Origin of the sequence: Cochleicola gelatinilyticus, assembly GCF_001637325.1 — a bacterium.
GTDB classification, from domain to species: Bacteria; Bacteroidota; Bacteroidia; order Flavobacteriales; family Flavobacteriaceae; genus Cochleicola; species Cochleicola gelatinilyticus.
The window spans coordinates 1-25,703 of sequence record NZ_LRXL01000012.1; the positions used below are offsets into that span (position 1 = coordinate 1).

The window sequence follows — 25,703 nt, forward strand, 5'->3', positions numbered from 1 at the left end:
CTTATGCAAACCGTTGGCAATAATTAAAAAAATTTTAATGCTCGATATTAAGGTTGTTTTACCAACATTTGAAAAATCGCCTCTCCACGAAGCCTATTCTATATCGAAAGTACTTTCAGCTAAGCGAAGTAAAAAAGTGATCCTAGGGAAAAAAAAGGATAAAGTTTGCCGGTTTTGTAGTATGAATGAAAGTCAAACTTCGTTCAAAAATTTAGCTCATCTAATTCCTGAGTTTATGGGAAACAAAACTTTGTTTTCAAATTATGAATGTGACAATTGTAATAACTATTTTGGTAATCTCGAAACTTCACTCTCTGGTTTAGGTGGAGTGTTCAATTCTCTAGCAACACTCAAAGGAAAAAAGGGATTCCCCAAGTTTAAGGACAACTCTGATGAAATAGAAATATTTGCAAGGTCTATTAAAGATATTGTAATTCGTTTTAATAATCCGGAAAAAAAATCCAGAAGTATTCAAAGAGATACAAATAATAAATTATATCATTTTAATATTCAGCAACCTTCCTATATACCGCAAAATGCATTTAAATCACTAATGAAAATCGGTGTCGGGATGATGCCAGAAACTGAATTCAATGATTACAAAAATACAATGGCTTGGCTATTAGATGGAAATAGTGTTGATCAAACCAATAATCCATTGTTTCAAGTATATCGAAAATTAGGAGGTGAAAGAAGATTTCTTCAACCTTGGGCAATTTTGTTCAAGAAAAGAGAATTTAATAATAATTACTTATATCCAAAACATACATTGGTCATTTTTTATGGAATTCTAACATATCAAATTTTTATACCAACTGTCGAGGACAAAGATTTATTATTCAATCAAAATGAAATGATACTGCCGATATCAAAATATCTCGTAGAGTTGAAAAGGAATGACAAAGTAAATAATACAGCTCATGTTGTCCCAATTAATCTTGGCTCAAATTTGAAATTTCGACCAAAACGGATAGAGTTTAGTTCACATTTTCGTACACATGAATAAAATTAACTATTGCCAACAACGGGTATAAGTAATACGGGTGCTCTAGTTTATTCGAAAGTTTCGGTATATTTGGTACGACCGCCAAATCTTCTGATTTGGCTTTTTGAGAAAATAAAATGTAAAAAGAAAAACACAAGATTTGGCTATAGGCTAGACAGAGAGCAAGGTAACTTCCCTCCCGCACTACTCATACCCAAACCGTTGTGCGCAAGCTAAAAAAAACAATGAATATTAATAAAAAATGGTGGAAAGATTTTTATGCTCAACAAGCGCTTTGGTTCGGAATGGCTTGTATTGGTTGTGCTTTCTATTTTTTTGCGCCAACTTTATTCACAACAGAAAAATCTCTGATTGAACGAAACGGCGAAATTGAATTCGTTGAGACTTATTACAATCAAGTAAGTTCAAGAGGACATAAGAGCATAAAATCGGAATTAAGGTTTGCTATTAAAAATGATAATAAAAAATACGGTGTATTTAAAAATATCCAGCAAAGTAGAAGAAATGAAAATTATGAACGTATAAAAAACGAACTGAATAAATCAGGGAAAGTTGCGGTTTGGGTTAAAGAAAATGAACAATCATATGTCGAACCAAAAGTATTCCGAATTGCAAATGGGCAAAACGAAATTTTATATGATATGGACGATGTGAAATCCGAATTAAAATTCCTTTTTCCATTTTTATTAATATTAGGTGTTTTTGGAATTGGACTTTACTTTAATCATAAATATCCAACTCGTATGAAAAGCCTGATTGGAAAAAAGCCAGCGCACAACAAAGTATAAAAACAATAGGGCATTTAGCTGCTTAACCAAATGGTTCGGGTTTATTTGCAAAGTCGCCAAATTTTTAAATTTGGCTTATTGAGAGAAAAAAATAATAAGAAAAATTAAAAAATTCGGCTTGTGTTCAACCGAATGGTTTGCGCTCATTTTCAGCCCTACTGTTCTTATACAGAGCCGTTGCCCACAATTAAAAAAAGGGTCAATCTATTTCAGTATAATACAAAACGTACAAATAATTATAATACAAAAATCGATCAACTTTTTTGCCATTTGACAAATTCCGAATAAAATGCAATGACAACCTTTGTGACTATGGACAAATTAATAAACTATCTGTTGGAATTTGGGCAGTTAAATCAACAGCAAATTGACTTGATAAAAAGAAAAGCACAGGTATTGGTGTTGAAAAAAGGGAATTACTTTTCCGAAGCAGGAAAAATTCCAAAACAAGTAGCTTTTATTGAAGAAGGTATTTTACGGGTATGTTACTATAACAGCAAAAGTGATGAAATCACCAAATACTTTGTTGATGAAAACAATTTTGCAGTGGATATAAACAGCTTCAATCAAAAAATTCCCTCTTCAGAATATGTACAGGCTTTAACAGATTGTTCACTACTTGTATTTTCTACAGAATCACTCAACGATTTGTCAGCTACTATCATTCAGTGGGACAGCATTATCTATAAAATAACAGAAAAAGCATTGGTTGAAAAGGTTAATAAACTAAGTCCAATGTTAGCCGAAGATGCTACAACAAGGTATCTTAGTTTTTTAGAAAAGTTTCCGAATTTAGCCAACAGAATACCGCTTTCCTATCTCGCCTCTTATTTAGGAATCACGCAATCATCGTTAAGCAGGATTCGAAAAAGCATCTGAATTCATTATTTGCCAAATGGCAAAAGTTTTTGCTTTTGAAGTGCTGAACTTTGCTTCAGCATTTTAATAGAAAACAAAAAAGTATGGATTCAATTATTATTACAGGAGCAACCAGTGGAATTGGTTTTGAGTGTGCTTTACAAATGGCTCAAATTGCCAAAAACGAACTAATTATCATTCCTGCCAGAAATATTGGAGCAGGAAAAGACATAATAGAAAAAATAAAAGATAAGACAGGTCATAAAAACCTAAAATGCTTGGAATTGGATTTGGCTTCTTTAGAATCTATACGAAAGTTTTCAGAATCATTTGCCAAAGAAAAAAACAACTCCATTTCTATCTTGATAAATAATGCAGGAGTACAGAATATTGGCGAAACACAATATACGGCCGATGGATTTGAGCAAACATTTGGTGTAAATCATCTTGGTTCGTTTGCCTTGACTATTCAATTGCTACCCTTTATCAAAAATGAAGGCCACATAATATTCACATCTAGCGAAACACACGACCCAGCACTCAAAAAACCAATAGAACCACCAGTTTATACCAGTGTTCAAGAGCTTGCTTTCCCAAAAGACACTTCCGAAAAACCTAACATAGTTGGACAAAGAAGGTATTCTACTTCAAAATTGTGTAACATAATGACTACTTATGAATTACAAGAGCGATTAAAAAAAACAAACATTAGGGTAAATGCCTATGACCCAGGAATGACACCAGGAACAGGACTTGCCAAAACTTATTCACCTGTTATGCGATTTTTATGGAAAAATGTATTCCCTGTTTTGACCTTATTAAAAAGCAACATACACACACCAACTCAAGCAGGAAGAAATTTAGCAAACCTAGCGTATTCTGAAAATTACAAAGACTTGGAGGGAATTTATTTCTCGGATGGGAAAGTTGTTAAAACATCTATTGATTCTTATAACAAGGTTTTTCAAAAAAGTCTGTGGAATGATAGCCTGGAATTGACAAAAACCACATTTAACAAAATAACATAAAGGAACTTCTGAAAAAAATGGCAGCAGGTAACAATGTATAAAAATAATATCGGCTTTGGTGCTTAATCAAAGTCGCTTTTTTATATTTACTGTCGGTTCTACAGTAGAAGGTTAGCGATTCTAAATCCGCTACTATTCTTATACTAAACGTAAGTGGTGATTTTTAAAGATATCTAGAATTAAATAAATGAATAAGAACGAATTAACAACTTTTTTTTGAAAGAGACTTGAACAAATTAATTACTGAAATAGAACTATACAAAAAAGAAGAAAATATTTGGCGAGTAGAAAAAGGTGTTTCTAATTCTGCAGGAAATTTAACGCTACATTTAATTGGTAACTTACACACATTTATTGGAAAAGAAATTGGTAAAACAAACTATGTTAGAAATAGAGAACTTGAATTTACTCAAAAAAATGTTCCAAGAAAAGAGTTGATCGAAAGTATAAATGACACAATAGAAATGGTTAAAAATCACTTAATTCTATTACAAACGAAGAATTAAAAAAAGATTATCCAATTTTAAAGTTTCCTAAAGTAGAAACAAATGAATATTTACTAGTTCATTTGATAAACCATTTAACTTATCATCTTGGACAAATAAATTATCATAGAAGGCTAATAGAGGAATAAAAACTTCCACTAACATGGTATAAAAATCATGGCTCTTGCAATAATAGTTTAATATTCTCTGCAAATAATTAACTATATTGGTATCTGACAATTTCGTGGAGGCTTGCCTTTCTGAGACTCACGCATCGTCGAATAATTTGGTGCCGAGGCAAAGGCTAAAGTTCAAGCTGCTTCAAGCCGCACGCTGCGCCAAGCACCACGATTGTTATACTTAACCGTTGTATTTAATTTTACCGGCCTATCCAGAAATCATGGAAATACAGTATAAAAAATGGTTTGAATTAAGAATATTTCATCAATACTATAATGATGGTAAGATTCCAATATCTTTAGTTCCTACACAAGAATCTACTATAATAATGCAAAAAAATAAAATTCTTATAAGTAAAAGCGAGGGGCTATTTGAATTTTATATTGGGTTGGATTCTGTCAATTTAGACCATGCTTCTCTAATTCAAAATATAGAAGATATCGAGTTCAAGATTATAATAGATCATCATTCATTTTTCTATTACACAGATTTGTCAACAAAAAATTCAGAAGAATATTTCTTATTCCGAAATATAGTAAGCACACCTGATTTAATAAAGGAAAAATATTCTTCTGAAACTCTAGTAGAACAACTTGAAGAGAACGTTATAGGGATGCTTCAAATTAATGTTAAAAATTTACAAACGGACTATCTAACTTTATCATTTGAAGCACGGAAAGTCTTTTTCGAATATCAAGTTATAATTCCAACTCACCACAATTGGGAAATTATTGATTTAAAGGTATTGGGTTATCAGAATGAAAAATATTATGGCCCTATTGAAAAATTGATTGATGGTGTTCAAAAGGCCCATGTCTTTATAAGTACTGAAACGTTACCTCTTAGTCAAGACTATCCTGTACCTGCTGAGTTAATTTTGCAATATAAACACGGTTCCTCTGATATAAAAGAATTGAACATGCAACTGCCAAATGCTTCATTCAACAACTTACATTATAATGATGATGACCAACCAGTTTATTCTGCGATTATATACGTCTAGTAGTTACCTATAAAACAATCAAAGCAGTATTACATACACTTAACTATCATTAAGAACATATACAATTCATTCTGCAAAGCGTTTATCATAAAAATTAGATGACATTAATCTTGATCACTTACGATGATAAAGAAACTGTAGCTTCGCTCAAAAGACGGACGAACAACCCATATGGTTTCGCTGTCTGAGTAAAACAATTTTTATACAAACCCCTTCGCAATAATTTAAACAGTGTACTTTCCTAAATTTGAGAGCCCTTTTGGAATTAATAAAGTTTTGTCCAAATTGTAACGAATATATTTTGGTACTGCTCTAGGGGTTGGGTATAATTTTGTAAATCAATTCAGAGTAAATGCCCGATCATTTTGCAGAATTAATCTAAAAGTCCGTACCTGTTAACACGCTATGAGTCATATACAAACATGTTGGCAATAAATAAAGTTAGGTTAAATATCGAAAAGTTTGTCTTTGGCACAGCAACCGTAGCTGGCATCGCATTTCCCTATCCTTAAATACGGAAATTCAGCACTAAAAAAAGCTACATCAAAAAAAGTAGAAGATTATACATTTGAAAGTGAGGTTTTAAATCCGCATATAATCAATTTCAAAAAACTTAAGGACAGCTTGTGGGTAATAAAGGTTAAGAGCTTTTTCTACCCAAGAAGCGCGTCTGGACAAACTATGACTACCTACGATTTTGATTTTACCATTGAAAATAATTTTCTTAATATTAAACTCTCAAATATTGAACAAGAATATATTTCCGTAAAAATTCATAGAAATTATAATTTTATTTTGAGCAATTTTAATATAACCATAAGTACATTAGTTAGGGAGCATTTGAAGGAAAATGAAACTGTACAGGAAGAAAAAATGATAGATTTAGGAGCATCAACTATCAATATATATAATAGAAGTTTGCAAGCAAAAAAAGTAGAAGCAAAAAATGAAGCACAATTTTTTATACCGTCATTGACCAAAGAAGTTCAAAATATAAAAAGTCATTTCGTAAATAGTAAAATTAAAGGTACGACCAGCAGTATTTTAAATGAATTCTTACAAACATAATCTGAAACAAACGAAAGTCTTTTAAACAAGATATTCATTAAAGAAAATAAGGCTGATGAAGAATAGCACTATCGCTATTTTAATCTAAAAACCCAATTATGAAAATTAAAAGCTTATTATTATTCTTATCATTAATTTCAGTTTCTGCTTTTTCACAAGACAAAACAATAGCATATCGCAACGCAGATAATGAGTTTATAGGTAAATTTTCCAGTAAAGAAAACACGGCACCACTTCCTCCACCAAGCGAGACATTTCACTTTCTTAAAAGCTATTCGTTAAATATTAGATGGCGTACGTATATGGGCGAACCACTAGAGCGATATAAATTTAATTGGGAGCGCAGTGACGGCTACACTATTAAGGTTGATGGAATTAAGAGGTCGATAAAAAGCGAAGATTTAAAAGAGTATCCAGATTTATTGAAACGTTTCGAAGAAATCAGGCCTACACGAGTAGATTTAAAATTGTATGGTACTGCTGGTGGTCGTACTAAAGATGAATTGGGAGCTTTTAGTGTAGGTAAAATAACGATCCCTAGCGAACAGACTGTTAATTTTGTATCATACACTTATATTGTTAAAGATGATGACCTACTTATTGGTCGTTCTGGGTATTCAAGATCGCAATGGGTAGATAGTGCTCCCGAAACTTGGAATGAATTTTTAAATTGGACAGGTGGTTTTAAATCCTTTAATATACCTACAAACGAATTTAAAAGGTTACCAAGTGAAGACCAATCCAAGCGAATTAAAGATATAAAGTCTATCTGGAAACAAATTAATGCCATACAAATGCAGGGTGAGATTGAGAACATAGAATGGCCAGAGCTGGAAATGATAAATATCATTAAAACCTACGACCGCTATAAAAACAAAAAAAAATCAAAAAAAACTGAAAGTGATGATGATTTTTGGAACGGAGAAGATGAGAAGGTCACAAAAAAAACTGAAAATGATGATTTTTGGAGTGGTGAATCTAAAAAAAATACGACAGTTGATTTTTGGAGTGGAAAAGGGTCTACAGAGGAAGAAGTCAATGTCCAAAAAAGTATAGCGACTGCAACAGGAAACCAGTACATAGGTCAAAAAGAAGTATTAACTAAAAGAATTACTATTTCGTACTATGACCACGGTGAAATAGATGGTGACAGAATAAATATAAAACATAATGGAAAAACGAAAGCTAATAATGTTACTCTCAGATCTTACGATGAAAATTTAAGTTTAGATTTAGAGGAAGGAGTAAATAGAATAAGTTTTGAAGCGTTAAATCAAGGAAGCGCAGGACAAAATACAGCTTCATTCACCGTTTATGATGCGAATAAAAACGTATTGTATACTAACGAATGGAAAATAAATACAGGATTCAAAGGCACATTATTATTAATTAAACTATAAAGATGAAAAGAATTATAATACTTATTACAGTAATGCTATTTTCTATGCTAAATCTTGCTGCTCAGAGCAAAAATGACCAAGCAAAAGCGTATTATATAGAGGCTGAAAAAAATTATGGATTAGAAAACTATCAATCTGCATTAAATAATTTAAGTAAGGTTGAAGAAATATTGGGCAGTACCAACGCTCGTGTTATAGCTCTCAAAGTAAAATCTTACTTTGAGATGGGAGATTTTAATAACGCCAAGAAAAATCTCAATAAATTTTCTAATTACAGTTCTTCAGAAGCATTAAAAAATGAGATTTTGTCTTACATAGTAAAAATCGAAACTAAATTAGAAGAAGCTAAAATAAATGCTGAACGAGAAAGAAACGAAGATGAAAAAAACTACTTAAGGGCTAAGACTACGCATACTATAGAATCATACAATACGTACTTAAATAATCCTAAAAATTCCATTTATCGCTCTGAAGCAAAAAAAATTCTAGATGAAGATGAAGGTTTTAAGCAAATTCGCTTGGCTAAAAAACAATTAGCAACACCCGAAGGTTTAACTGTTTTTTACTTTAAAGAAAAAACATATCCATCGCCTACAGATTTTGAATTTTTAAAAACTTCTAATATTTTAAAATTAGGAAAATATGAAAATTACAGGCAAGGAAGAATATACGAAGTTCACCAAATTCATTTGAGCGAATTAAACACAATAAAAATTTACAAGGAAGATAATTTTTTTGGTATAAAATTATATGGTGGGGTGGATAGAATAGGATATAAAATTAAGAAAAAAGGAAAGGTCTTCGATTTTAAATATCGCTTAAATTCAGATTCAGAAAAATATTATACTTTTTCTCTCAGCTTTAAAAGTTTAGAAAGTCTTAATCAATTTATTGAAGGTTTCAAAGCGTATTTAAACAACCAAGGATATAAACCAAGGTTTACTAATGAATAAGTGTTTATCCTAAGTATTTATGTCAATTTAAAAAAAATCAACGAATAAGTTAAAATCACTAAGGCATATAATTTAGATAAAACTAGAGAGATTTTTCAGAAAAAAATAAAAACCTCTTTTGTGGCAGACAGGATAATAAAGTCAAAAATCGTTTGCCAACAGCGACCACTTGAAGGAATAGACTCAAATAGTTTATTTGATGACGTGGAAGATTATATTAAAAACAATACTAAGAAGTATAAAAACTCTAAACTAAAAAAACCTTCAACAATAGGCGTTAAAGGGTGAATTGTATTAATAACTATGAAATTTTTAAACTTACTTGGAATATTATTTATAACAATCACAACTCAGGCTCAACAGCTTAAAATAAATCCCGAACTTATTGCACAAAGCGTAGAAGAGGTTGTATTGCCAGTTTCAGAAGATGCGTATGTCCTTGTAAAAGATAGTATAGCCTATGCCTATAAGATAGATGCTGTATTGCCCTATAAAAAACAAAATCTTAAAAATAGTTACATTTTAGATGTTGTAAATAACAGGGTATACTCCTTAGCATTAGTTTCTAAGAAGGTCGATCAGGTAGATGAGTTTTTAAATACAACAACGCTTGTTTATTACAAATATGAATTTAATTACTGCGAGATTGAAAGTGCTAAGACAACTACATTGATGAATACCTATGGTTATTTTATTCCAAAAATAGTTGTTTCAGAATTTGCTCCATTTAACGGCACATTGAACGCAGATGATTTATATACGACAAGTATTTATGAATCATCAGATCATTTAGCACTACCTTCACATTACTTGAGAATTGATAAAAATAATGTATTAGCAGTTCTTAACAATGGATATCTTGTACTGTCTGAAGCAAAGAACCACAAGGTAGCTCAAAAAAAATATTGGGGAAATTTTAATGGAACTCTAAGCTTACAACGTAGTGTGAAAATTGGGGATTTTGCACGTATTACATTTCAACGCTATAGGGAAGATATAGATGATTTGGAAACGTTTTGGAGTATATTAGATCTTAAGAAACAAATCTTTGTACCTATAAATTTAGAGCAATTTTACAGTAATCTAGAAAATATTGAGGAGCAGGATATCAGCTTGCTAAATAGCACACCCTTATTTTATAAGGCTTTAAACAGTACAAATATTAGAATGTTTGTCCTGCCAGACAACAATTATGTTTGGGTAAACGACCAGTCTTATTATTACGGTTCCAAAGAGCTCTCTAAATATGCTATTTTAAAAAAAGATGTCATAAACTATAACCTTAACGTGCACACACACATTTACGACCATCCCGCTCGTATATTGAGAGCCATTGCACCACAAGAAACTGAAAAAATTAAAGCATTCTCTAAGTCTTATGAATTAAAAAAAAGACAGTAAAAATTAATCTATATATTACTATAAACCATTGAAGTGTAGATTCCAGAAATAGCTTAACTAAAAATTTAATCTTTTAGGACTATACGTGAATAAAGACAAAAAACAACTCTGCTGAAAAACTTTCTACAATAAAGTAAGTTTCAATTAAAGATTTTAATGGAGGAAATGAACCTATAGTTGCGTATTTTGCTACCCTTTAAATTTAGAATTATATGATTACCAAAAAACAATTAAAGAATAAGGTAAAGCAAATTCCTTTTGTTCAAAAAATATTGTTTCAAAGAAATAAAAAACGTTTCCAATTAAATTTCAAAAAAGAAGTATATAAAAACCCGCCGGCATATATTTTTCAAATGGGAAAGGTGGGCTCTAGTTCTGCTTTTCATTCAATAAAAAACCAATATCATGGTATGTGCATACGCTCCCACTGGTTTTCAGATAAGGAATCCGATTTACATGTAAAGGCATTGTATAATTTGTATCAAAAAGAAAAGTTTCCAATTAAAATTATTTCAATGGTAAGAGAGCCAATCTCAAGAAATATTTCTGCATTTTTCCAAAACTTTGAGCGCGATACTGGAACTAAATACAAAGATCATAATTTTTCATTACAGCAATTACAAGAATTATTTTTGAAAAACTACAAACATGAAATGCCTTTAACCTGGCTCGATGATACTATAAAAGCGATCTTCGGAATCGATGTTTATGAAATGCCGTTCCCAGAATCTGGATATAAAACCTACCAAAATGGTCCTATCGAATTATTGCTTTATAAACATGATGTTGATGATGCAACCAAAGAAAAAATTATATCTGATTATCTTCAAATTCCAAATTTTAAGCTGTCAAATATTAATATGGGAGCTGCTAAAGAATATGCTGTTACCTATAAAGAATTTATAAATTTAAAAATGCCTCACTCCTACTTAGATGCTATGTTAAATTCAAAATATACCAAACATTTCTATACCAGTGACATATATAAAATTCGGCAAAAGTGGTCGAGTTAATAGTAGGTAATAGTGTGTATATAGCTAAGCAAAAAAATATAACACGGAACTTAAATTCTGAAACTAACTTATATTCCTTCGAAAAGATTCTACAATTTCTACAAGTTCCCCAGGTTCTATTGGTTTTATAATATAATCAGAAATTTCGGAAATCATTTCAGCTCTACGTATATCGCTCGGATCTACTGAAGAAGAAACCATATAAATTAATATCTTCTTTCCTACTCTAGGCTTCAGCTTTATGTATTCTTCCATAAATTGGAACCCATCCATGATTGGCATATTGATATCTAACAATATTATATCGGGAAGATCCTTAGTATTATCGATATTCTTAATGAAAAAATCTAATGCTTCTTCTCCATCTGAAAAAATTAAAATTTCATTCGCTAAGTCATACACTTTTATAGTTTTAGAAATAGTAAATTGATAAATCTTATCATCATCAATAACGCAAATGTTATAAAGGTTCTTCATGCCTATTTTCATTAAAAATTACTGTAAAGACACTCCCTTTGTTAACTTCACTCGTTGCGTAAATTTTTCCACCCATCGATTCGATCTGTACCTTTGTTAAATACAGCCCTACTCCTTTAGCCTCTGGGTGTCTATGGAATGTTTTGTTTAAACCAAATAATTTATGACCATGCTTTTTTAAATCGATTCCCAATCCATTATCTTGAAATGTTAGTTTAATTTTACCATCGATAATTTCTGTCTTGATGTGTACTTCTGGGGCTCTATTTGGAGACCGATATTTAACAGCATTTGATACTAAGTTAAGAAAAATACTCTCTAAATATGTTTTATCATATTTAATTTTAGGTGTTTTTGAAAAATCACTAGTAATGATCGCATTTGTACCTGAAATTTTTTGTGAGATTATTTCTTTTGTTTTCCTTAGAATATGATCAAATTCTAAAATTTCAAGCTCTTTCTCACATTCCTTCTTTGTTTTTAAAGCTTCAATTAATGTATTTAAAGTAGTTGTAAGGTGGCTAATAACAGTTTCAAACTTTTCGAATAATTCTTCCCTCTCTTCTTCCGTTTCAGAAATTCTATACAAATGAAGCAACGCATTTAGATTACTAACTGGTGAACGCAAATTATGAGAAGATATATGAGCAAAATCTTCGAGCTGCTTGTTTTGTCCAGATAAATGCTGTGTTAGTACTATTAAATTTTCTTTAGCTTGAATGATTTTTTGCTCTGAAGCTTTTTGTTCTGTGATATCCTGACATGTACCTATTATATCAATTATATCACCAAATTCATTTACATTAATATTGGCTCTAACGCGAACAATTTTTACGGTTCCGTCTTGTAATTTAATACGGTGTACCAAATCTTCAAACTTATTATTTTTTAGGGTATTCTGCTGATGTAATTTTACTCTTTCAATATCTTCTGGATGAACGTGCTCAAGGTAGGTATTAAACGTTACCTCAGTGTTTTCTTCAAGGCCCATGATGCGGTAAAAATTAGCAGACCATTTTACAGTTTTTGTAATAACATTGGTTTGCCAATTCCCAGTCATAGTAATCTTCTCCGCAAAATTTAATAAGTATTTTTTTTTGCAACAATTCATGCTTAGCTAATTTTTGGACTGTAATATCACGAATCGCAGCTGAAACCAATATACCTTCTTCTGTTTGAAGGGGACTTAGACTTATTTAAACCGGAATTTCCAATCCTTCTTTGCTTAATCCAAAGAGTTCCCTTTCAACACCTACGGCACTATACATAGGGCTGCCAAAATAATTATCTAAATACGAGTCGTATGCTTCAAAAAAACGTTCTGGAATCAACTTATTTGCTGGTTTGTCCATTAGTTCTTTAGTAGAATATCCAAACAGTTTTTCGGCCTGTTTATTAATAAGTTGAATTTTTCCTTCTTCATTCAAGATTATCATAGCATCGGGAGCGGACTCTAACAATCCTCGAAATTTGTTCTCAGCCATTCGTTGCTGGGTAATATCTTGACAGGTCCCGATAATTTCTATTATTTCGCCATCTTTATTGGTAATGACTTCACCTAAAGATAAAATTGTTTTTATAGTGCCGTTCTTCAATATAATTCGATTCATTAAATCATCGAAGACTTTACTTTCATTTAATTTTATTTGATGTTCATGCACTATTTTTAAATCTTCGGGATGCACAAAACTTAAAAACCTATCGAACGTAATTTCTTCCCGAATATCTAATTCGTATATTTTATAAAGATTATCAGACCATTTTACTTTTCTGGTTAGCATATTTAATTGCCAATTCCCCATCATAGTAATTTGTTCTGCAAAGTTTAGCAATTGATTTTTTTTCAGTAATTCATCTTTCGTGTTATTTCGTTCGGTAATGTCGACCGAGACACCTAGAAAACCAATATTTTCTCCTAATTCATTCTTAACACTCGATAGTGTTAGCTGAACGGGAAACGTAGAGCCATCTTTTCTAACATATGTCCATTCTCTGGTGTCGTATAGATCTCGTTTTGCTAAATATTCATAAAAATTAAATTCATGTGGTACAGTACCATTTATTGCTGCTATGTCAATTATAAATCTTTGAATTTCACTTTTTAAATGAAAAATTTCAGCCGTTTCTATTCCAACTACTTCAGAAGAGGTATACCCTAATAAATGCTCCGCTCCATGATTAAAGTGATTTATTAAACCGTTATTGTCTATAGATACTATTCCGATAGGACCAGAATTTAAAACTGCTTTTAACTCAGAATTAGCCTTACTTAAAGCTAACTCTGACCGTTTTATATGATCAATATCCTGAAACATTCCGAAGAGTCGCACACACTTACCGTCTACCATTTGTGCTTGACCTATAGAACGTGTCCATCTGGTAGCACCTTTTGCAGTTGTAAGTTCTACCTCTAACTCGAAAGGAACACCATCTTCCATTGCAGCTTTAACAGCACTTTCTACTAAATCTCTATTTTTCCCTTTTTTATAAAAATTAATGCTTGTTTCAAGATCTGGTTCATATCCCTCTGGAACTTCGTGTATTTCACAGACCATTTTACTCCAATATACTTTCCCTTTTAGAAGGTCTAAATCCCAAGTACCAATTCGGGCGACTTCATTTGTCTTGTTTAATATTTTCTGAATACGAATATTTTCTTCTTCTTTTTCTTTTGCATGCGTGATATCACCTGTATGCATTAAGATCCCTCCAATTTTACCTTCTGCAATATACCATGGCCGAACATCCCAATAAATCCATTGCACGGTTCCATCGGCACGTACAAATGGTGCTTCATCACAAATATTTACAGCTCCGTTTAAACATTTTTTGTTAATTTCTTTCCAATCATCCCCTATTTCTGGAAAAACATCATAATGAGAGCGACCTATAACCTCTTGGCCTTCCATTTTATAATCTGTTATCCATCGTCGGGATACTGCCATGTAATGCATATTATTATCAAGCATTGCAATAGCTGTTGGTGCTTGTTCAATAAATATTTTGTTAATAGAATCTTTCACTTTTAGATCGGTTCTAAGTTTTGTTTGTTCCAACATACTTGTCTTCAATCTATTTTCAGAAATAGCTAATTCTTTATTAATTTGTGACAGCTCTCTATTCTTAGTGAACAATTGTTTTAACACTGGAATTAAAACAAAAACAAGTTCGCCTAACAAGATCAAAAAAGTTATAATGGCAAGGAGGTATACCGTGTTCTTTAACCTGTTAATAGTATTTGTAGAGGTATTAAAATAATGATTTGAAAGAGCGTTAAGGATTTTAAAATAGGAACTTTCTACAGCGTTTACCTTTTCTATAGCAGCTTTTGTTACAAGTAAGTTGGTACTTTGAACAATGGTTTTAGAAGAAGCAACAATTATATTTACATAACGTTCACTAGCCTGAAGTAAAGAATCTGCAGTTAAATCTGCTCTATTAGTATTATTGTGATTTTCACGAAGTTCAGTTTGTGAATGTTCGAAAAGGGAGATCGTTTCTTTTAATTCCTCAATTGCATTGCGATAATCTGTCCTGTCATTTCTATCGTCTATAACAGAAATTAAATGCACAATGCGGTGACTAAGTAGGCTATGATGACCAGCTATTCTAATTGCATCTGCATTAGAATTTTGAAAACTAATACTTCGCTGAAGTATAAATACAACACTTATTAGAACTATTAGTATAGTGATAATAAATATCTATTTTTAATAGACCGAGTAAGTTTCTGAATTACCAAGTTATTAATTTTTTAATGTTTAATAAACAGAGAGAAACTTTTAAAATACACCATAAAGAAATAGAGTTAAGTTTCTTACTATTCATAAAACACTTTTTTACTAAGCTAAAATAAGTTTGTATTAAATATCGATATTGAACTCTACGACTTAAAAAAGATAAAAAATGTAAACTGGTACTTAAACACCAGTTTAAACTTGGGGATTTATGCTGAATCAATCAATTTAGAGGCGATATTTTTCAAATATAGTTTAATTAAATTTAAGAAAACTTTTTTATTTTTTTACCGAACTTAAAACCTAAGTGCTGTATTTCAGTAGAAAGCCTTTCCATATTTTTAAAAATTTATAGTATTCTGCCCCTTCTCAAATAGAACCTTGGAAGTTCAAAAAAAATTAAGATTGCTCAAAAATTAATGATCGAAGGTTCTAGTGTTTACAGGAATTTCTTATTTCTTTAAAATAAATAAACACTAAGAATCTGTATATTCTAAAACATATGAATGCCTAAAAAATAAGAACCAGCTATAAAGTAGCTAGCAATTTTTTTAGGAGTTTTAAACTGTAGTTAGAGGCGGTCTATTCAATGAAAACAGATTTCGAAAAAGAATAAATTTAATTAGAACGAACTATTATTGTTCGTTAATAATGAGTTTTGTGTCTCAAAATGCTAGTATCAAAATATTTTAATTGTGCTTATGTAAGAATCTATACACCCACCATCAATAAATGATTATACATACTATCACAGGGTAATTTTTTAGTGTAAATATATTACTTCGGAAGTAGTTCTAAACATGTCGCTAGCCCATATATATTATATTTAAAGGGGTTTAAGTATAACTAAAGTTACTTCTGAAACTATTCAATTTTTTAAAGCATTTTCCGTCTTATTATGAATGAACTTTGACAAAAAAATCACAAAGTAAATAATGAGATTCTAAACATTCTCATTTTTAATTAATTGAATATTTTAATGTAGTTTGTAATACGTGATTACTTCTATATTGATTTGCTCCTAATGGTGCATAATCATTCATATATCCAAGTTCGAAAGCGGCATTATTAGAAATAGGATACGCCAGACCTATATAGAACCAATTTTGATTTAACGACCTAGGTACAATCCCTTCATCTGCATTCAGCCAAATTTCATCAAATACCGAAATACTTATTTTCTTACCTTCTTGAACAGTTATTAAGGGCATAGACCACGTAAAGCGATACCTAAAGCGGTGTAAATAATCGGTTTCATCTTTTAAAAATTCACCCGTTGGTTGTTGTGTAAATTCATCGACAAACCGTTGTTCGAATCTAAAACGATGCTTAAAACTTGATGTACCCGAGCTATGGGAAAGCATAACTTGTTCCCAGGCGTTATGCTCATTAAAATCAAATTCATTTCTGTAATTTTTAGCATAGGTATAGCCTACCGAAAAAGATACAACTTCGTTTAATTTATAATTTACAGAGGGTCGAATTAATAATTGCTGCCAATCACTTAAAAAATTAGTTCTCCTAAAATGAACTTCATTTTTTAAATAAAATTGATCGTTTAAATCGTAATCTAAAAGTAGTGTACTCCAAGAACCATAACTTTCCTCGGTACTTTGACTAAACATGTAAAAAGGTAAAATAAATAATAAAGATAAAAGGTATTTCAAAATAAGATATTTTTAGTGTGTCTGAAAAAGCTAACTAAATGTTAGAAATTTTTGAATTTTCAAATTTATCTAACCCTCTACGATATCACAACATTTTGTTTATAAAGAAAGGTTAAGAATTTCCTTTATCAACTGTAAAGGCTAAAGCTTACTTTTAACGTTAACAGAAGGACTATAGTTTTATACATGTAAGATAGTATATGCTCCATTGGACGCAGTGGAACCTTAAAACATCATTTATTGACACTACATTTTGTTAACTGTAAAATATAAATCTTACTACGCGACCCAAATAATAAATATAACATTCACATTATGCATACCAATATATGCAGGTGTATGTTTAAAATGCTAAAGTTATCAGAAATCTAGAGAGCTATTTTCTTATAACTTTTCATATTCGTAAATTTATAGAAAACAGAAAATTCTCTCCATGAAAAAAATCGGAATACTTTTATTCGCTCTTCTATGCACGCATCAGACCATTAAAGCACAAACAGATTCGTTACAATGGCTCGATATTCAACTTTCTAATTATACCTATCCTTATCCGGTATCTACTATCGAAATATCCGTCCAAGAACAAACACTAACCATGGCTTATATGGATGTTAAACCAGATAATTATAACGGAAAAAATGTGGTTTTACTTCATGGAAAGAATTTTAATGGTGCGTATTGGGAAACAACAATCGCCAGTTTAACCAAAGAAGGATTTCGGGTAATCGTCCCAGACCAAATTGGTTTTGGAAAATCTGAAAAACCAAAACACTTCCATTACACCTTTCAACAACTTGCTCAAAACACCAAAAAAGTTCTTGATACGCTAAACATTACAAAAACTGCTATTTTAGGACATTCAATGGGCGGAATGCTTGCTACTCGCTTTGCATTAATGTATCCAGAAGTGACCGAAAAACTCATACTTGAAAATCCTATCGGTCTCGAAGACTGGAAATTAAAAGTTCCTTATAAACCAGTAGAATGGTGGTACAAAAATGAACTTAAGAAAAATTATGAAAGCATTAAAAATTACCAATTAGAGAATTATTACGACAACAGCTGGAAGCCCGAATACGATCAATGGGTAAATTTACTGGCGGGGTGGACACTCAACTCATCGTACGAAACCATCGCCTGGAATGCAGCACTTACTTACGACATGATCTTTACGCAACCCGTAGTATATGAATTTAAGAATATCACTTCGCCCACACTTCTCATTATAGGTACTAGGGATCGAACTGCCCTTGGAAAACCTTTAGTTTCAGAAGAAGTGAGAAAAACAATGGGACTTTACAGCCAATTAGGTAAAACAACAAAAGAACGAATTCCCAATGCAAAACTAGTAGAAATTGAAAACACCGGACATTTACCTCACATTGAAAGTTTTGATCAATTTATTAAACCGTTAATTCTGTTTTTAAAAGAATAATAATGCACATTAAATTAAATGTAGAAAACCCTTATTAAAGCTTCCATTAAAGATGGTTTAACCATTATATTTTTCATTTAATTCCGCTACGATTGTTTCAATTTTTTTGTTCTTTGCGGCTTTGTTCAAAGCGATCGGAGGGGCTTGCCGTACTTCACAGTCCTCTATCGAACAACGTTCACACGTAACTCCAACATTTCGAACGGGAATGGTAGGGTCTTTTAAAAAAGCTATTTTACGCTGCAATTGCTTATTTATAAGTAGCCCTACGCTAATACTTCGATATTGACCTTCTTTAAAAGGGTCTTTAGTGGCAGAAGACAATACCAGATACTTCACTCCTTCATTTTTATAGTTTGAAATTTGAATATCAAACTCATGTTCTTTTTCACTTAAACTAATATCCTCTAAAACCTGTAAAGAAACCCATCTTCTGCAATAATGCTCATTTGTTTCATTAGCATGAGGTGCATGTTGATGAGATAAATGAAGTTCTTTGTTAAGGTAAAATTTATTTGTATGTGACCTATGAGTGAATCGTAAAAAAAATAAATTCTGAATATTAAATTCCTTCGGAAGCACATTCGTTAACCGCTGATAAAATGACTCGGGTGAAGCATTAAACTTTTGGATCGCACTTAAAAATAGTGAGGAATCAAAGGTTTTATTTTCAAAAAAACGTGTCATTTCTGAAGTGATCTTTTTCTTCGGAAGAAGTAGTGCCCCCGCAAAATAAGAAGCATAGAAGTTGGTTAATACTTGATCGAAAGATTCAAATTTTATCCACGGAAATGTATAGAGTCGGTCCTTAAAATCTAAAAAATTACAAGCGAGTTCTTTCGCATATATAAATGTTCTTTGCGCTTCATCAATTTCTTCAGCGAGCAATAGTGTTTTGGTTTTGGGAACAAACATAGAGCGTAATGTTCCTAAAGCTTCGTATTTACTTAATTCATCATTTTTAATTTCATAGTTATATTCTTCGATAAGTATTTCTTCGAGATCCTTAGACGAAATTTTGTTCTTTAAATCAATTTGATATGCTTCAGAAAATTTTAAAACTTGCGCTTCTAAATCATCAAAATAATTATTGTTAGCCTCTTGAAAGGAACGCACCGATGCTAAGAAAAAGTTTTCTCTACTAAAATTATAATGCTGTGCAATTTCAATTATGGTGCTTATAAAAGCAGTTACTTTTGCTGGAGCATTCGCTACGATATCGATTAAAGTACTTTCTTTTATTCCGAAGAGCTCTAACGGAATTTCTTTTAAAACCTTCGAACGTAATAAATCCCCAATTGGTGCTAAGTTTTTATCAAGTTTCAAAGAAACCATCTGGTCGTAAGGAACATCAAGTTTTTCAGAAAGAATAGAAATTTTATCGGGTTTAGGATATTTTTTTCCATTCTCGATTTCATTTAAATACGACTTCGATAATCCCGAAAGTTTCGATAAACCAAACAACGATAAATTCTTCTCAGTTCGTATCTGCTTTAGCTTTAAGCCAAAAATAAGTTTAATATAATCTTCTTCCATAAAAACAAATATACGGCTTTTAGTGAACTTCTATATTTTGCGAATTTAATTTTTTAGCGAACGTTCGCTTGTTTTTATAAAAAGTTTGTCCTAATATTGCAGTGTATTATTTAACAACATCTCAATATGTCTTTATTATTAAATCAACACACCTTAAGTTTTAGCAATGATGTTACTAACTATCACAGCGATTTACTTACCGATGAAGCGCTAGATTTTATTACAGCACTCCACGAAAATTTTAATAAGTCCCGATTAAACCTATTAGAAAACCGCGTACAACAACAATGTCTTTTCGATGCTGGTGAGAAACCAGAATTTCCAGAAGCAACAAAAACGATTAGAGATCAAGAATGGACAGCAGCAACAATCCCTCATGATCTATTGGACCGTCGTGTAGAAATTACAGGTCCGACCGACAGAAAAATGATGATCAATGCACTCAATTCTGGGGCAAAAACATTTATGGCCGATTTAGAAGATAGCACGGCACCGACGTGGAAAAATGTTATTCAAGGACAAATTAACTTGAGAGATGCCGTAAATAGAACCATTTCTTTTACCCATCCAATAAAAAAGAAAAAATACACGCTAAATAAACACATAGCTACTTTACTAGTTCGACCTAGAGGGTGGCATTTAAATGAAAAACATATTCTCGTTAACAATGAAGAAGTATCTGCCTCTCTAGTAGATTTTGGTCTTTACTTCTTTACCAATGTTCAACAATTAATCGAAAATAAATCAGGTGCTTATTTCTACCTTCCTAAACTCGAGCACTATTTAGAAGCTAGACTATGGAATGAAGTATTTTTATTTGCCGAAGAGTATCTAAAGGTACCAAAGAACACTATTAAATGTACGGCGCTAGTAGAAACAATTACAGCGAGTCATCAATTAGATGAACTAATTTACGAGCTAAAAGATTATATCGTTGGTTTAAATTGTGGTCGCTGGGATTATATCTTTTCCTACATAAAGAAATTCAGAAACCAGCCCGGATTTATTGTGCCAAACAGAGACCAGGTGACAATGACCTCCCCTTTTATGGATGCGTATTCGAAGCTGGTAATTCAACGTTGCCACAAACGCGGTATTCATGCAATTGGTGGAATGGCAGCACAAATTCCAATTAAGAATAATAAAACGGCAAACGATGCTGCACTCGAAAAAGTAAGGGCAGATAAAGAGCGTGAAGTTAAAAACGGACATGACGGCACGTGGGTAGCACATCCAGATCTAGTAGCTATTGCACTATCTGAATTCGACAAACACATGCCCACTGCAAATCAAATAGAAAGAACTTGTGATAAAGTAGTTATTTCTGAAGCAGATCTAATAGAAATTCCTAATGGTACCGTAACCGAAGAAGGCATAAGAAAGAATATAAATGTTGGCGTATTATATACTGAAGCTTGGCTACGAGGACACGGCGCGGTCGCTCTATACAACCTTATGGAAGATGCAGCAACAGCAGAAATATCAAGAACACAACTGTGGCATTGGTTAAAAAATAAAGTATGCCTAGAAGATGGTCGCCTATTTACGATAGATTTATACAAGGAAATTTTCGATGATGAGATAGAAAAATTAATCATTGAATACGGGAAAGGTGGCATAAAAAACACGAAACTTAAACTCGCAACCGAACTTTTCGACACGCTTGTTACTTCAGAAAAATTTGAGGAGTTTCTAACCCTTCCTGCCTATAAACATATTTAAATAATTCATTTAAAATACATCGATTATAAACCTCGGTTTTTTTCCGAAGCAGGCTCTTTATATCCAAATTCAAAACATTCATTCACACACGAATAATCTTAAATAACCATAATCTCAATTTAGTATCATGACAAATTATAATTCAGCTTTAGACGTAGTTCGTAAATTAAAAGCCAAGCACGGTAGTACCTGGGCAACGATTAGCCCAGGAAACACAGCACGTATGGTAGTTCAAAACCGATTTAAAACGGGATTAGATATCGCCAAATATACTGCAGGTATCATGCGCAAAGACATGGCAGAGTATGACAAAGACCCTAAGAATTACACACAATCGTTAGGTTGTTGGCATGGGTTTGTCGCCCAGCAAAAAATGATCGCTGTAAAAAAACACCACGGCACTACAAACAAAAAGTATTTGTATCTATCGGGATGGATGGTTGCGGCCCTTCGCTCAGAATTAGGTCCCTTACCAGACCAGTCTATGCACGAAAAAACAGCGGTACCAAAACTCATTGAAGAAATCTATACCTTTTTACGTCAAGCAGATGCGGTTGAATTAAACGATCTTTTTCGTCGTTTGGATGCAGGAGAAGATGTACAAGCCGCAATAGACAACTTCGAAACACATGTAGTTCCAATTATAGCAGACATCGATGCAGGCTTCGGTAACGAAGAAGCTACCTATTTACTCGCAAAAAAAATGATCGAAGCAGGTGCTTGTGCCCTTCAAATTGAAAATCAAGTATCCGATGCAAAACAATGCGGTCATCAAGATGGTAAAGTAACTGTTCCTCATGAAGATTACATCGCTAAATTAAATGCCTTACGGTACGCGTTTTTAGAATTGGGAATCGATGAAGGAATTATAGTTGCCAGAACAGACTCTGAAGGTGCTGGTCTCACTCAAAAATTACCCGTTAGTCAAGAACAGGGAGATCTTGCTTCAAAATACTTGGCCTTTATTGAAGCAGAAGAAATTACGGTCGAGGATGCTAAAGAAGATGATGTTTTATTAAAAAGAGATGGAAAATTAGTGCGCCCAGTACGTTTGGCTAATGGACTGTACAAATTCAAAGAGGGCTCTAATATAGATAGAGTAGTACTAGATTGTATTACCAGTCTTCAAAATGGAGCCGATCTTTTGTGGATCGAAACGCCTACACCTAATGTGCAACAAATAGCTCATATGGTAAACAGAGTAAGAGAAGTGGAGCCTAGTGCTAAATTAGTGTACAACAATTCGCCTTCATTTAACTGGACTTTAAATTTCCGCAATCAGGCCTATCAGGAAATGTTAGTGTCGGGTAAAGATGTATCGATCTATAATGAAAATAGTTTAATGGACGCCACCTACGACGGATCTGAACTTTGTAAACTGGCGGATCATAAAATTAAAACCTTCCAAATGGATGGGGCTATGGAAGCAGGAATTTTTCACCACTTAATCACATTGCCTACCTATCATACCACCGCACTACATATGAATGACCTTACTGAAGGCTATTTTGGAGAAGATGGTATGTTGGCCTATGTAAAAGGAGTTCAAAGACAGGAGATTCGTAAAGGTGTCGCTTGTGTAAAGCACCAACGCATGGCAGGATCAGACCTTGGAGATGATCACAAAACTTTTTACGCAGGAGATAAAGCTCTTAAAGCTGGAGGAGAAAATAATACGAGCAATCAGTTTGAAACGAACAAAAAAGTAACCAGTCCGGAACCAATGCTCAATTAATACGGTAAATTATTTTTTATGGAAAAAAGGCGGTCTTAAACAGTATCGCCTTTTTTAAGTAAAATAAACAATAAAGCGTTTCAGAAGTAATACTTTTGAATATAAAATCCCAGAACATTAGAAACAGCACTCTTATGAAGCGAAGAAAATTACTCATGATTCCTGGTCCTATCGAATTTGAACCAGACGTTTTACAAGCCATGGCAACACCTACTCCAAGCCACGTAGCTCCCAACTTTATTGAAGTTTTTGGAAACAGTCTTGAGCTAATGAAAAAAGTATGGATGGCCCCAACAGGGCAGCCCTTTATCGTAGCAGGAAGTGGGACGTTGGCAATGGATATGGCAGCAGCCAATCTCATAGAAAAAGGGGATGACGCTTTGGTTATTTCTACCGGATATTTCGGAGATCGATTTAAAGATATTTTAGAACGGTACGGAGCAAATACGACACTATTAAAAGCAACAATCGGAGATGTTGTTTCTCTGGAAACCATCGAACAGGAGCTTCAAAAAAAACAATACAAAGTAGTTGCATTTACACATGTTGACACCTCTACAGGGGTATTGGTAGCTCCAGAACCTATTTCAAAATTAGCTAAAAAATACAATGCATTAAGCATTTTAGATGGGGTATGCTCCGTAGCTGGTGAAATAATTAAACAGGAAGATTGGGGAGTAGATGTCGTTTTAACAGGATCTCAAAAAGCCATTGGTGTACCACCCGGTTTGGCATTATTAGTAGCGTCTCAAAAAGCAATGAACGCGTGGAAGGATCGAAAATCTCCTGTTGGTAATTATTATGCAGATTGGAATAACTGGCTTCCTATAATGACTGCGTACAAAAAAAGACAGCCTTCCTATTTTGGGACTCCCCCAGTTAATTTAATTGTAGCACTAGAAGCAAGTTTAAAAATTATTTGTACTGAAGGTATAACCATACGTGTAAAGAAACATAAAAAGCTAGCGAAAGCATTTCAAGCTGCTATTAATGCATTGAACCTAAAAAAAATACCTAAAACTGATGCAATTGCTGCCCATACGTTATCCGCAGTGTACTTTCCTGAAGGTATCGATGGGGCGGCAATGCGCGCAAAAATGATAGAGAGTGATGTGATTATTGCCGGCGGATTACTACCTGAAATAAAATCCACCTATTTTAGAGTTGGTCACATGGGATCGGTTTCGGCAAACGACCTTTTAGCTGTACTAGGGGCTTTAGAGCGTGCTTTAGTAGAATTAGGGCATTCGTTCGAGCCCGGAAAAAGTCTACAAGCTTTTCAAAGCACCTATTTACAGCCCAATACTTAAAAGTAGTTAATTTCGTCTTTTAATGTATCTTTCTAAACTATCGCAAATTTCAACTACAACAAACTCGGATTTGGCTACATCAAATTTTAAGTTTATAATGACCTTTGTAAGACATATAAAACTAACGTTATGTCAAAAACAAAAATCGCATTAGTAACAGGTGGAAGCCGTGGTCTGGGAAGAGACATGGCGCTTTCACTCGCTAAAAAAGGCATTGATGTCTTATTTACTTATCATTCTAACACCTCAGCAGCTGACAAGGTGGTCGCTGAAATTGAACAACTAGGGCAACAAGCTAAGGCCTTTCAATTAGATACTCGTTCTCTTAAAAACTTCGATCCTTTTTTTGAACAAGTCACTTCGTATTTAAACACGACCTACGGAAATCCAAATTTCGATTTTCTTATTAACAATGCAGGAACCGGAATTTACCAACCGTTTTTAGAAACGACCGAAGCACAATTCGACGAAATGATGAATATTCATTATAAAGGAGTCTATTTTTTAACACAAAAAGCTGTTCCTTTTTTACGGGATGCAGGAAGAATTATTAATATTTCATCGGGTCTCGCAAGGTTTTCATTTCCTAATTCTTCTGCCTATGCTTCTGCAAAAGGAGCAATAGATGTGTTTACACGCTATCTTGCAAAAGAATTAGCCGGCAGAAAAATTACCGCAAATAGTGTGGCTCCCGGTGCCGTCGGGACCGATTTTGGAGGCGGGGAAAATAAAAACAACGAAACGAAACGAAAAAATGTGGCCAATGGTACTGCCTTAGGAAGAATGGGAGAACCGGAAGATATTGGAGGCGTAGTCGCTTTTCTATGTACTGCGGAAGCTGGCTGGATCAACGGACAACGTATTGAGATTTCTGGAGGAATTTTTCTTTAATGTATAAATA

Annotated in this window: 21 protein-coding genes; 16 read left to right on the forward strand and 5 right to left on the reverse strand. The window is 32.8% G+C overall.

Annotated elements, in window-relative coordinates; all coding sequences use genetic code 11:
• The 11 genes from ULVI_RS00995 to ULVI_RS01045 all read left to right on the forward strand — a co-directional run.
• Positions 1-1,006: HNH endonuclease (locus ULVI_RS00995; protein WP_068588567.1), on the forward strand; the 1,006-nt coding region annotated here is incomplete at its 5' end.
• 224 nt (positions 1,007-1,230) lie between these two features.
• The gene (locus ULVI_RS01000) at positions 1,231-1,794 is read left to right on the forward strand and encodes a hypothetical protein (RefSeq protein WP_068588570.1); all 564 of its coding nucleotides are present in this window, start codon (positions 1,231-1,233) and stop codon (positions 1,792-1,794) included.
• 312 nt (positions 1,795-2,106) lie between these two features.
• Positions 2,107-2,673 (forward strand): Crp/Fnr family transcriptional regulator, encoded by a 567-nt coding sequence (locus tag ULVI_RS01005; protein WP_068588574.1) that lies wholly within the window; start codon positions 2,107-2,109, stop codon positions 2,671-2,673.
• An 83-nt stretch (positions 2,674-2,756) separates the two neighbouring features.
• Positions 2,757-3,680, forward strand: coding sequence for an SDR family NAD(P)-dependent oxidoreductase (locus tag ULVI_RS01010; RefSeq protein ID WP_068588577.1), 924 nt, complete (start codon positions 2,757-2,759; stop codon positions 3,678-3,680).
• Positions 3,681-3,907: 227 nt separating this feature from the next.
• Positions 3,908-4,186, forward strand: coding sequence for a hypothetical protein (locus tag ULVI_RS01015; protein WP_317039812.1), 279 nt, complete (start codon positions 3,908-3,910; stop codon positions 4,184-4,186).
• A 379-nt stretch (positions 4,187-4,565) separates the two neighbouring features.
• Entirely contained in the window at positions 4,566-5,348 is a 783-nt protein-coding gene (locus tag ULVI_RS01020) for a hypothetical protein (RefSeq protein ID WP_068588581.1), read from the forward strand.
• A 681-nt stretch (positions 5,349-6,029) separates the two neighbouring features.
• Positions 6,030-6,416 (forward strand): hypothetical protein, encoded by a 387-nt coding sequence (locus tag ULVI_RS01025; RefSeq protein WP_068588584.1) that lies wholly within the window; start codon positions 6,030-6,032, stop codon positions 6,414-6,416.
• 98 nt (positions 6,417-6,514) lie between these two features.
• Positions 6,515-7,816, forward strand: coding sequence for a hypothetical protein (locus ULVI_RS01030; RefSeq protein ID WP_068588585.1), 1,302 nt, complete (start codon positions 6,515-6,517; stop codon positions 7,814-7,816).
• A gap of 2 nt (positions 7,817-7,818) precedes the next feature.
• The gene (locus ULVI_RS01035; RefSeq protein ID WP_068588586.1) at positions 7,819-8,769 is read left to right on the forward strand and encodes an outer membrane protein assembly factor BamD; all 951 of its coding nucleotides are present in this window, start codon (positions 7,819-7,821) and stop codon (positions 8,767-8,769) included.
• Positions 8,770-9,072: 303 nt separating this feature from the next.
• A complete protein-coding gene (locus ULVI_RS01040) occupies positions 9,073-10,170 on the forward strand; it encodes a hypothetical protein (protein ID WP_068588587.1) in 1,098 nt (365 codons plus the stop codon).
• A gap of 212 nt (positions 10,171-10,382) precedes the next feature.
• Positions 10,383-11,183, forward strand: coding sequence for a putative capsular polysaccharide synthesis family protein (locus ULVI_RS01045; RefSeq protein ID WP_068588588.1), 801 nt, complete (start codon positions 10,383-10,385; stop codon positions 11,181-11,183).
• Between the two features lie 63 nt (positions 11,184-11,246).
• Here ULVI_RS01045 and ULVI_RS01050 read toward each other — a convergent pair whose 3' ends face one another.
• The 4 genes from ULVI_RS01050 to ULVI_RS01065 all read right to left on the reverse strand — a co-directional run bounded on the left by ULVI_RS01050 (position 11,247) and on the right by ULVI_RS01065 (position 17,064).
• The gene (locus ULVI_RS01050; protein WP_068588590.1) at positions 11,247-11,660 is read right to left on the reverse strand and encodes a response regulator; all 414 of its coding nucleotides are present in this window, start codon (positions 11,658-11,660) and stop codon (positions 11,247-11,249) included.
• Entirely contained in the window at positions 11,644-12,771 is a 1,128-nt protein-coding gene (locus ULVI_RS01055; protein WP_068588593.1) for a sensor histidine kinase, read from the reverse strand. The genes ULVI_RS01050 and ULVI_RS01055 overlap by 17 nt, the downstream gene beginning before the upstream one ends.
• An 85-nt stretch (positions 12,772-12,856) precedes the next feature.
• Positions 12,857-15,232, reverse strand: coding sequence for a PAS domain-containing protein (locus ULVI_RS01060; RefSeq protein ID WP_068588597.1), 2,376 nt, complete (start codon positions 15,230-15,232; stop codon positions 12,857-12,859).
• 1,124 nt (positions 15,233-16,356) lie between these two features.
• The gene (locus ULVI_RS01065) at positions 16,357-17,064 is read right to left on the reverse strand and encodes a DUF2490 domain-containing protein (RefSeq protein WP_068588603.1); all 708 of its coding nucleotides are present in this window, start codon (positions 17,062-17,064) and stop codon (positions 16,357-16,359) included.
• A gap of 433 nt (positions 17,065-17,497) precedes the next feature.
• Here ULVI_RS01065 and ULVI_RS01070 point away from each other — a divergent pair, with 433 nt between their 5' ends.
• Positions 17,498-18,499, forward strand: coding sequence for an alpha/beta fold hydrolase (locus ULVI_RS01070; protein WP_068588606.1), 1,002 nt, complete (start codon positions 17,498-17,500; stop codon positions 18,497-18,499).
• 57 nt (positions 18,500-18,556) lie between these two features.
• On the opposite strand, the gene ULVI_RS01075 is transcribed toward ULVI_RS01070, so the two are convergent.
• Positions 18,557-20,035: a helix-turn-helix domain-containing protein gene (locus ULVI_RS01075; RefSeq protein ID WP_068588609.1), complete on the reverse strand. Its 1,479-nt coding sequence runs from the start codon at positions 20,033-20,035 to the stop codon at positions 18,557-18,559.
• A 126-nt stretch (positions 20,036-20,161) separates the two neighbouring features.
• Here ULVI_RS01075 and aceB point away from each other — a divergent pair, with 126 nt between their 5' ends.
• The 4 genes from aceB (at position 20,162) to ULVI_RS01095 (ending at position 25,693) form a co-directional block, all read left to right on the forward strand.
• Entirely contained in the window at positions 20,162-21,757 is a 1,596-nt protein-coding gene (aceB, locus tag ULVI_RS01080) for a malate synthase A (protein ID WP_068588613.1), read from the forward strand.
• A 127-nt stretch (positions 21,758-21,884) separates the two neighbouring features.
• Positions 21,885-23,492 carry an isocitrate lyase gene (locus tag ULVI_RS01085; protein ID WP_068588616.1) on the forward strand — a complete coding sequence of 536 codons (1,608 nt, stop codon included), beginning with the start codon at positions 21,885-21,887 and terminating at the stop codon, positions 23,490-23,492.
• Between the two features lie 134 nt (positions 23,493-23,626).
• Positions 23,627-24,802: a pyridoxal-phosphate-dependent aminotransferase family protein gene (locus ULVI_RS01090; protein WP_068588618.1), complete on the forward strand. Its 1,176-nt coding sequence runs from the start codon at positions 23,627-23,629 to the stop codon at positions 24,800-24,802.
• A 129-nt stretch (positions 24,803-24,931) separates the two neighbouring features.
• Positions 24,932-25,693, forward strand: a complete 762-nt coding sequence (locus tag ULVI_RS01095) for an SDR family NAD(P)-dependent oxidoreductase (protein WP_068588621.1) — start codon at positions 24,932-24,934, stop codon at positions 25,691-25,693.
• Positions 25,694-25,703 lie beyond the last annotated feature (10 nt).

Coding starts and splice junctions, on each gene's coding strand:
- ULVI_RS01055 (WP_068588593.1), bottom strand. CDS start 12,771: ATGAATTGTTGCAAAAAAAAATACTTATTAAATTTTGCGGAGAAGATT.
- ULVI_RS01005 (WP_068588574.1), top strand. CDS start 2,107: ATGGACAAATTAATAAACTATCTGTTGGAATTTGGGCAGTTAAATCAA.
- ULVI_RS01050 (WP_068588590.1), bottom strand. CDS start 11,660: ATGAAGAACCTTTATAACATTTGCGTTATTGATGATGATAAGATTTAT.
- ULVI_RS01045 (WP_068588588.1), top strand. CDS start 10,383: ATGATTACCAAAAAACAATTAAAGAATAAGGTAAAGCAAATTCCTTTT.
- ULVI_RS01085 (WP_068588616.1), top strand. CDS start 21,885: ATGACAAATTATAATTCAGCTTTAGACGTAGTTCGTAAATTAAAAGCC.
- ULVI_RS01040 (WP_068588587.1), top strand. CDS start 9,073: ATGAAATTTTTAAACTTACTTGGAATATTATTTATAACAATCACAACT.
- ULVI_RS01035 (WP_068588586.1), top strand. CDS start 7,819: ATGAAAAGAATTATAATACTTATTACAGTAATGCTATTTTCTATGCTA.
- ULVI_RS01030 (WP_068588585.1), top strand. CDS start 6,515: ATGAAAATTAAAAGCTTATTATTATTCTTATCATTAATTTCAGTTTCT.
- aceB (WP_068588613.1), top strand. CDS start 20,162: ATGTCTTTATTATTAAATCAACACACCTTAAGTTTTAGCAATGATGTT.
- ULVI_RS01020 (WP_068588581.1), top strand. CDS start 4,566: ATGGAAATACAGTATAAAAAATGGTTTGAATTAAGAATATTTCATCAA.
- ULVI_RS01025 (WP_068588584.1), top strand. CDS start 6,030: ATGACTACCTACGATTTTGATTTTACCATTGAAAATAATTTTCTTAAT.
- ULVI_RS01000 (WP_068588570.1), top strand. CDS start 1,231: ATGAATATTAATAAAAAATGGTGGAAAGATTTTTATGCTCAACAAGCG.
- ULVI_RS01090 (WP_068588618.1), top strand. CDS start 23,627: ATGAAGCGAAGAAAATTACTCATGATTCCTGGTCCTATCGAATTTGAA.
- ULVI_RS01095 (WP_068588621.1), top strand. CDS start 24,932: ATGTCAAAAACAAAAATCGCATTAGTAACAGGTGGAAGCCGTGGTCTG.
- ULVI_RS01070 (WP_068588606.1), top strand. CDS start 17,498: ATGAAAAAAATCGGAATACTTTTATTCGCTCTTCTATGCACGCATCAG.
- ULVI_RS01075 (WP_068588609.1), bottom strand. CDS start 20,035: ATGGAAGAAGATTATATTAAACTTATTTTTGGCTTAAAGCTAAAGCAG.
- ULVI_RS01010 (WP_068588577.1), top strand. CDS start 2,757: ATGGATTCAATTATTATTACAGGAGCAACCAGTGGAATTGGTTTTGAG.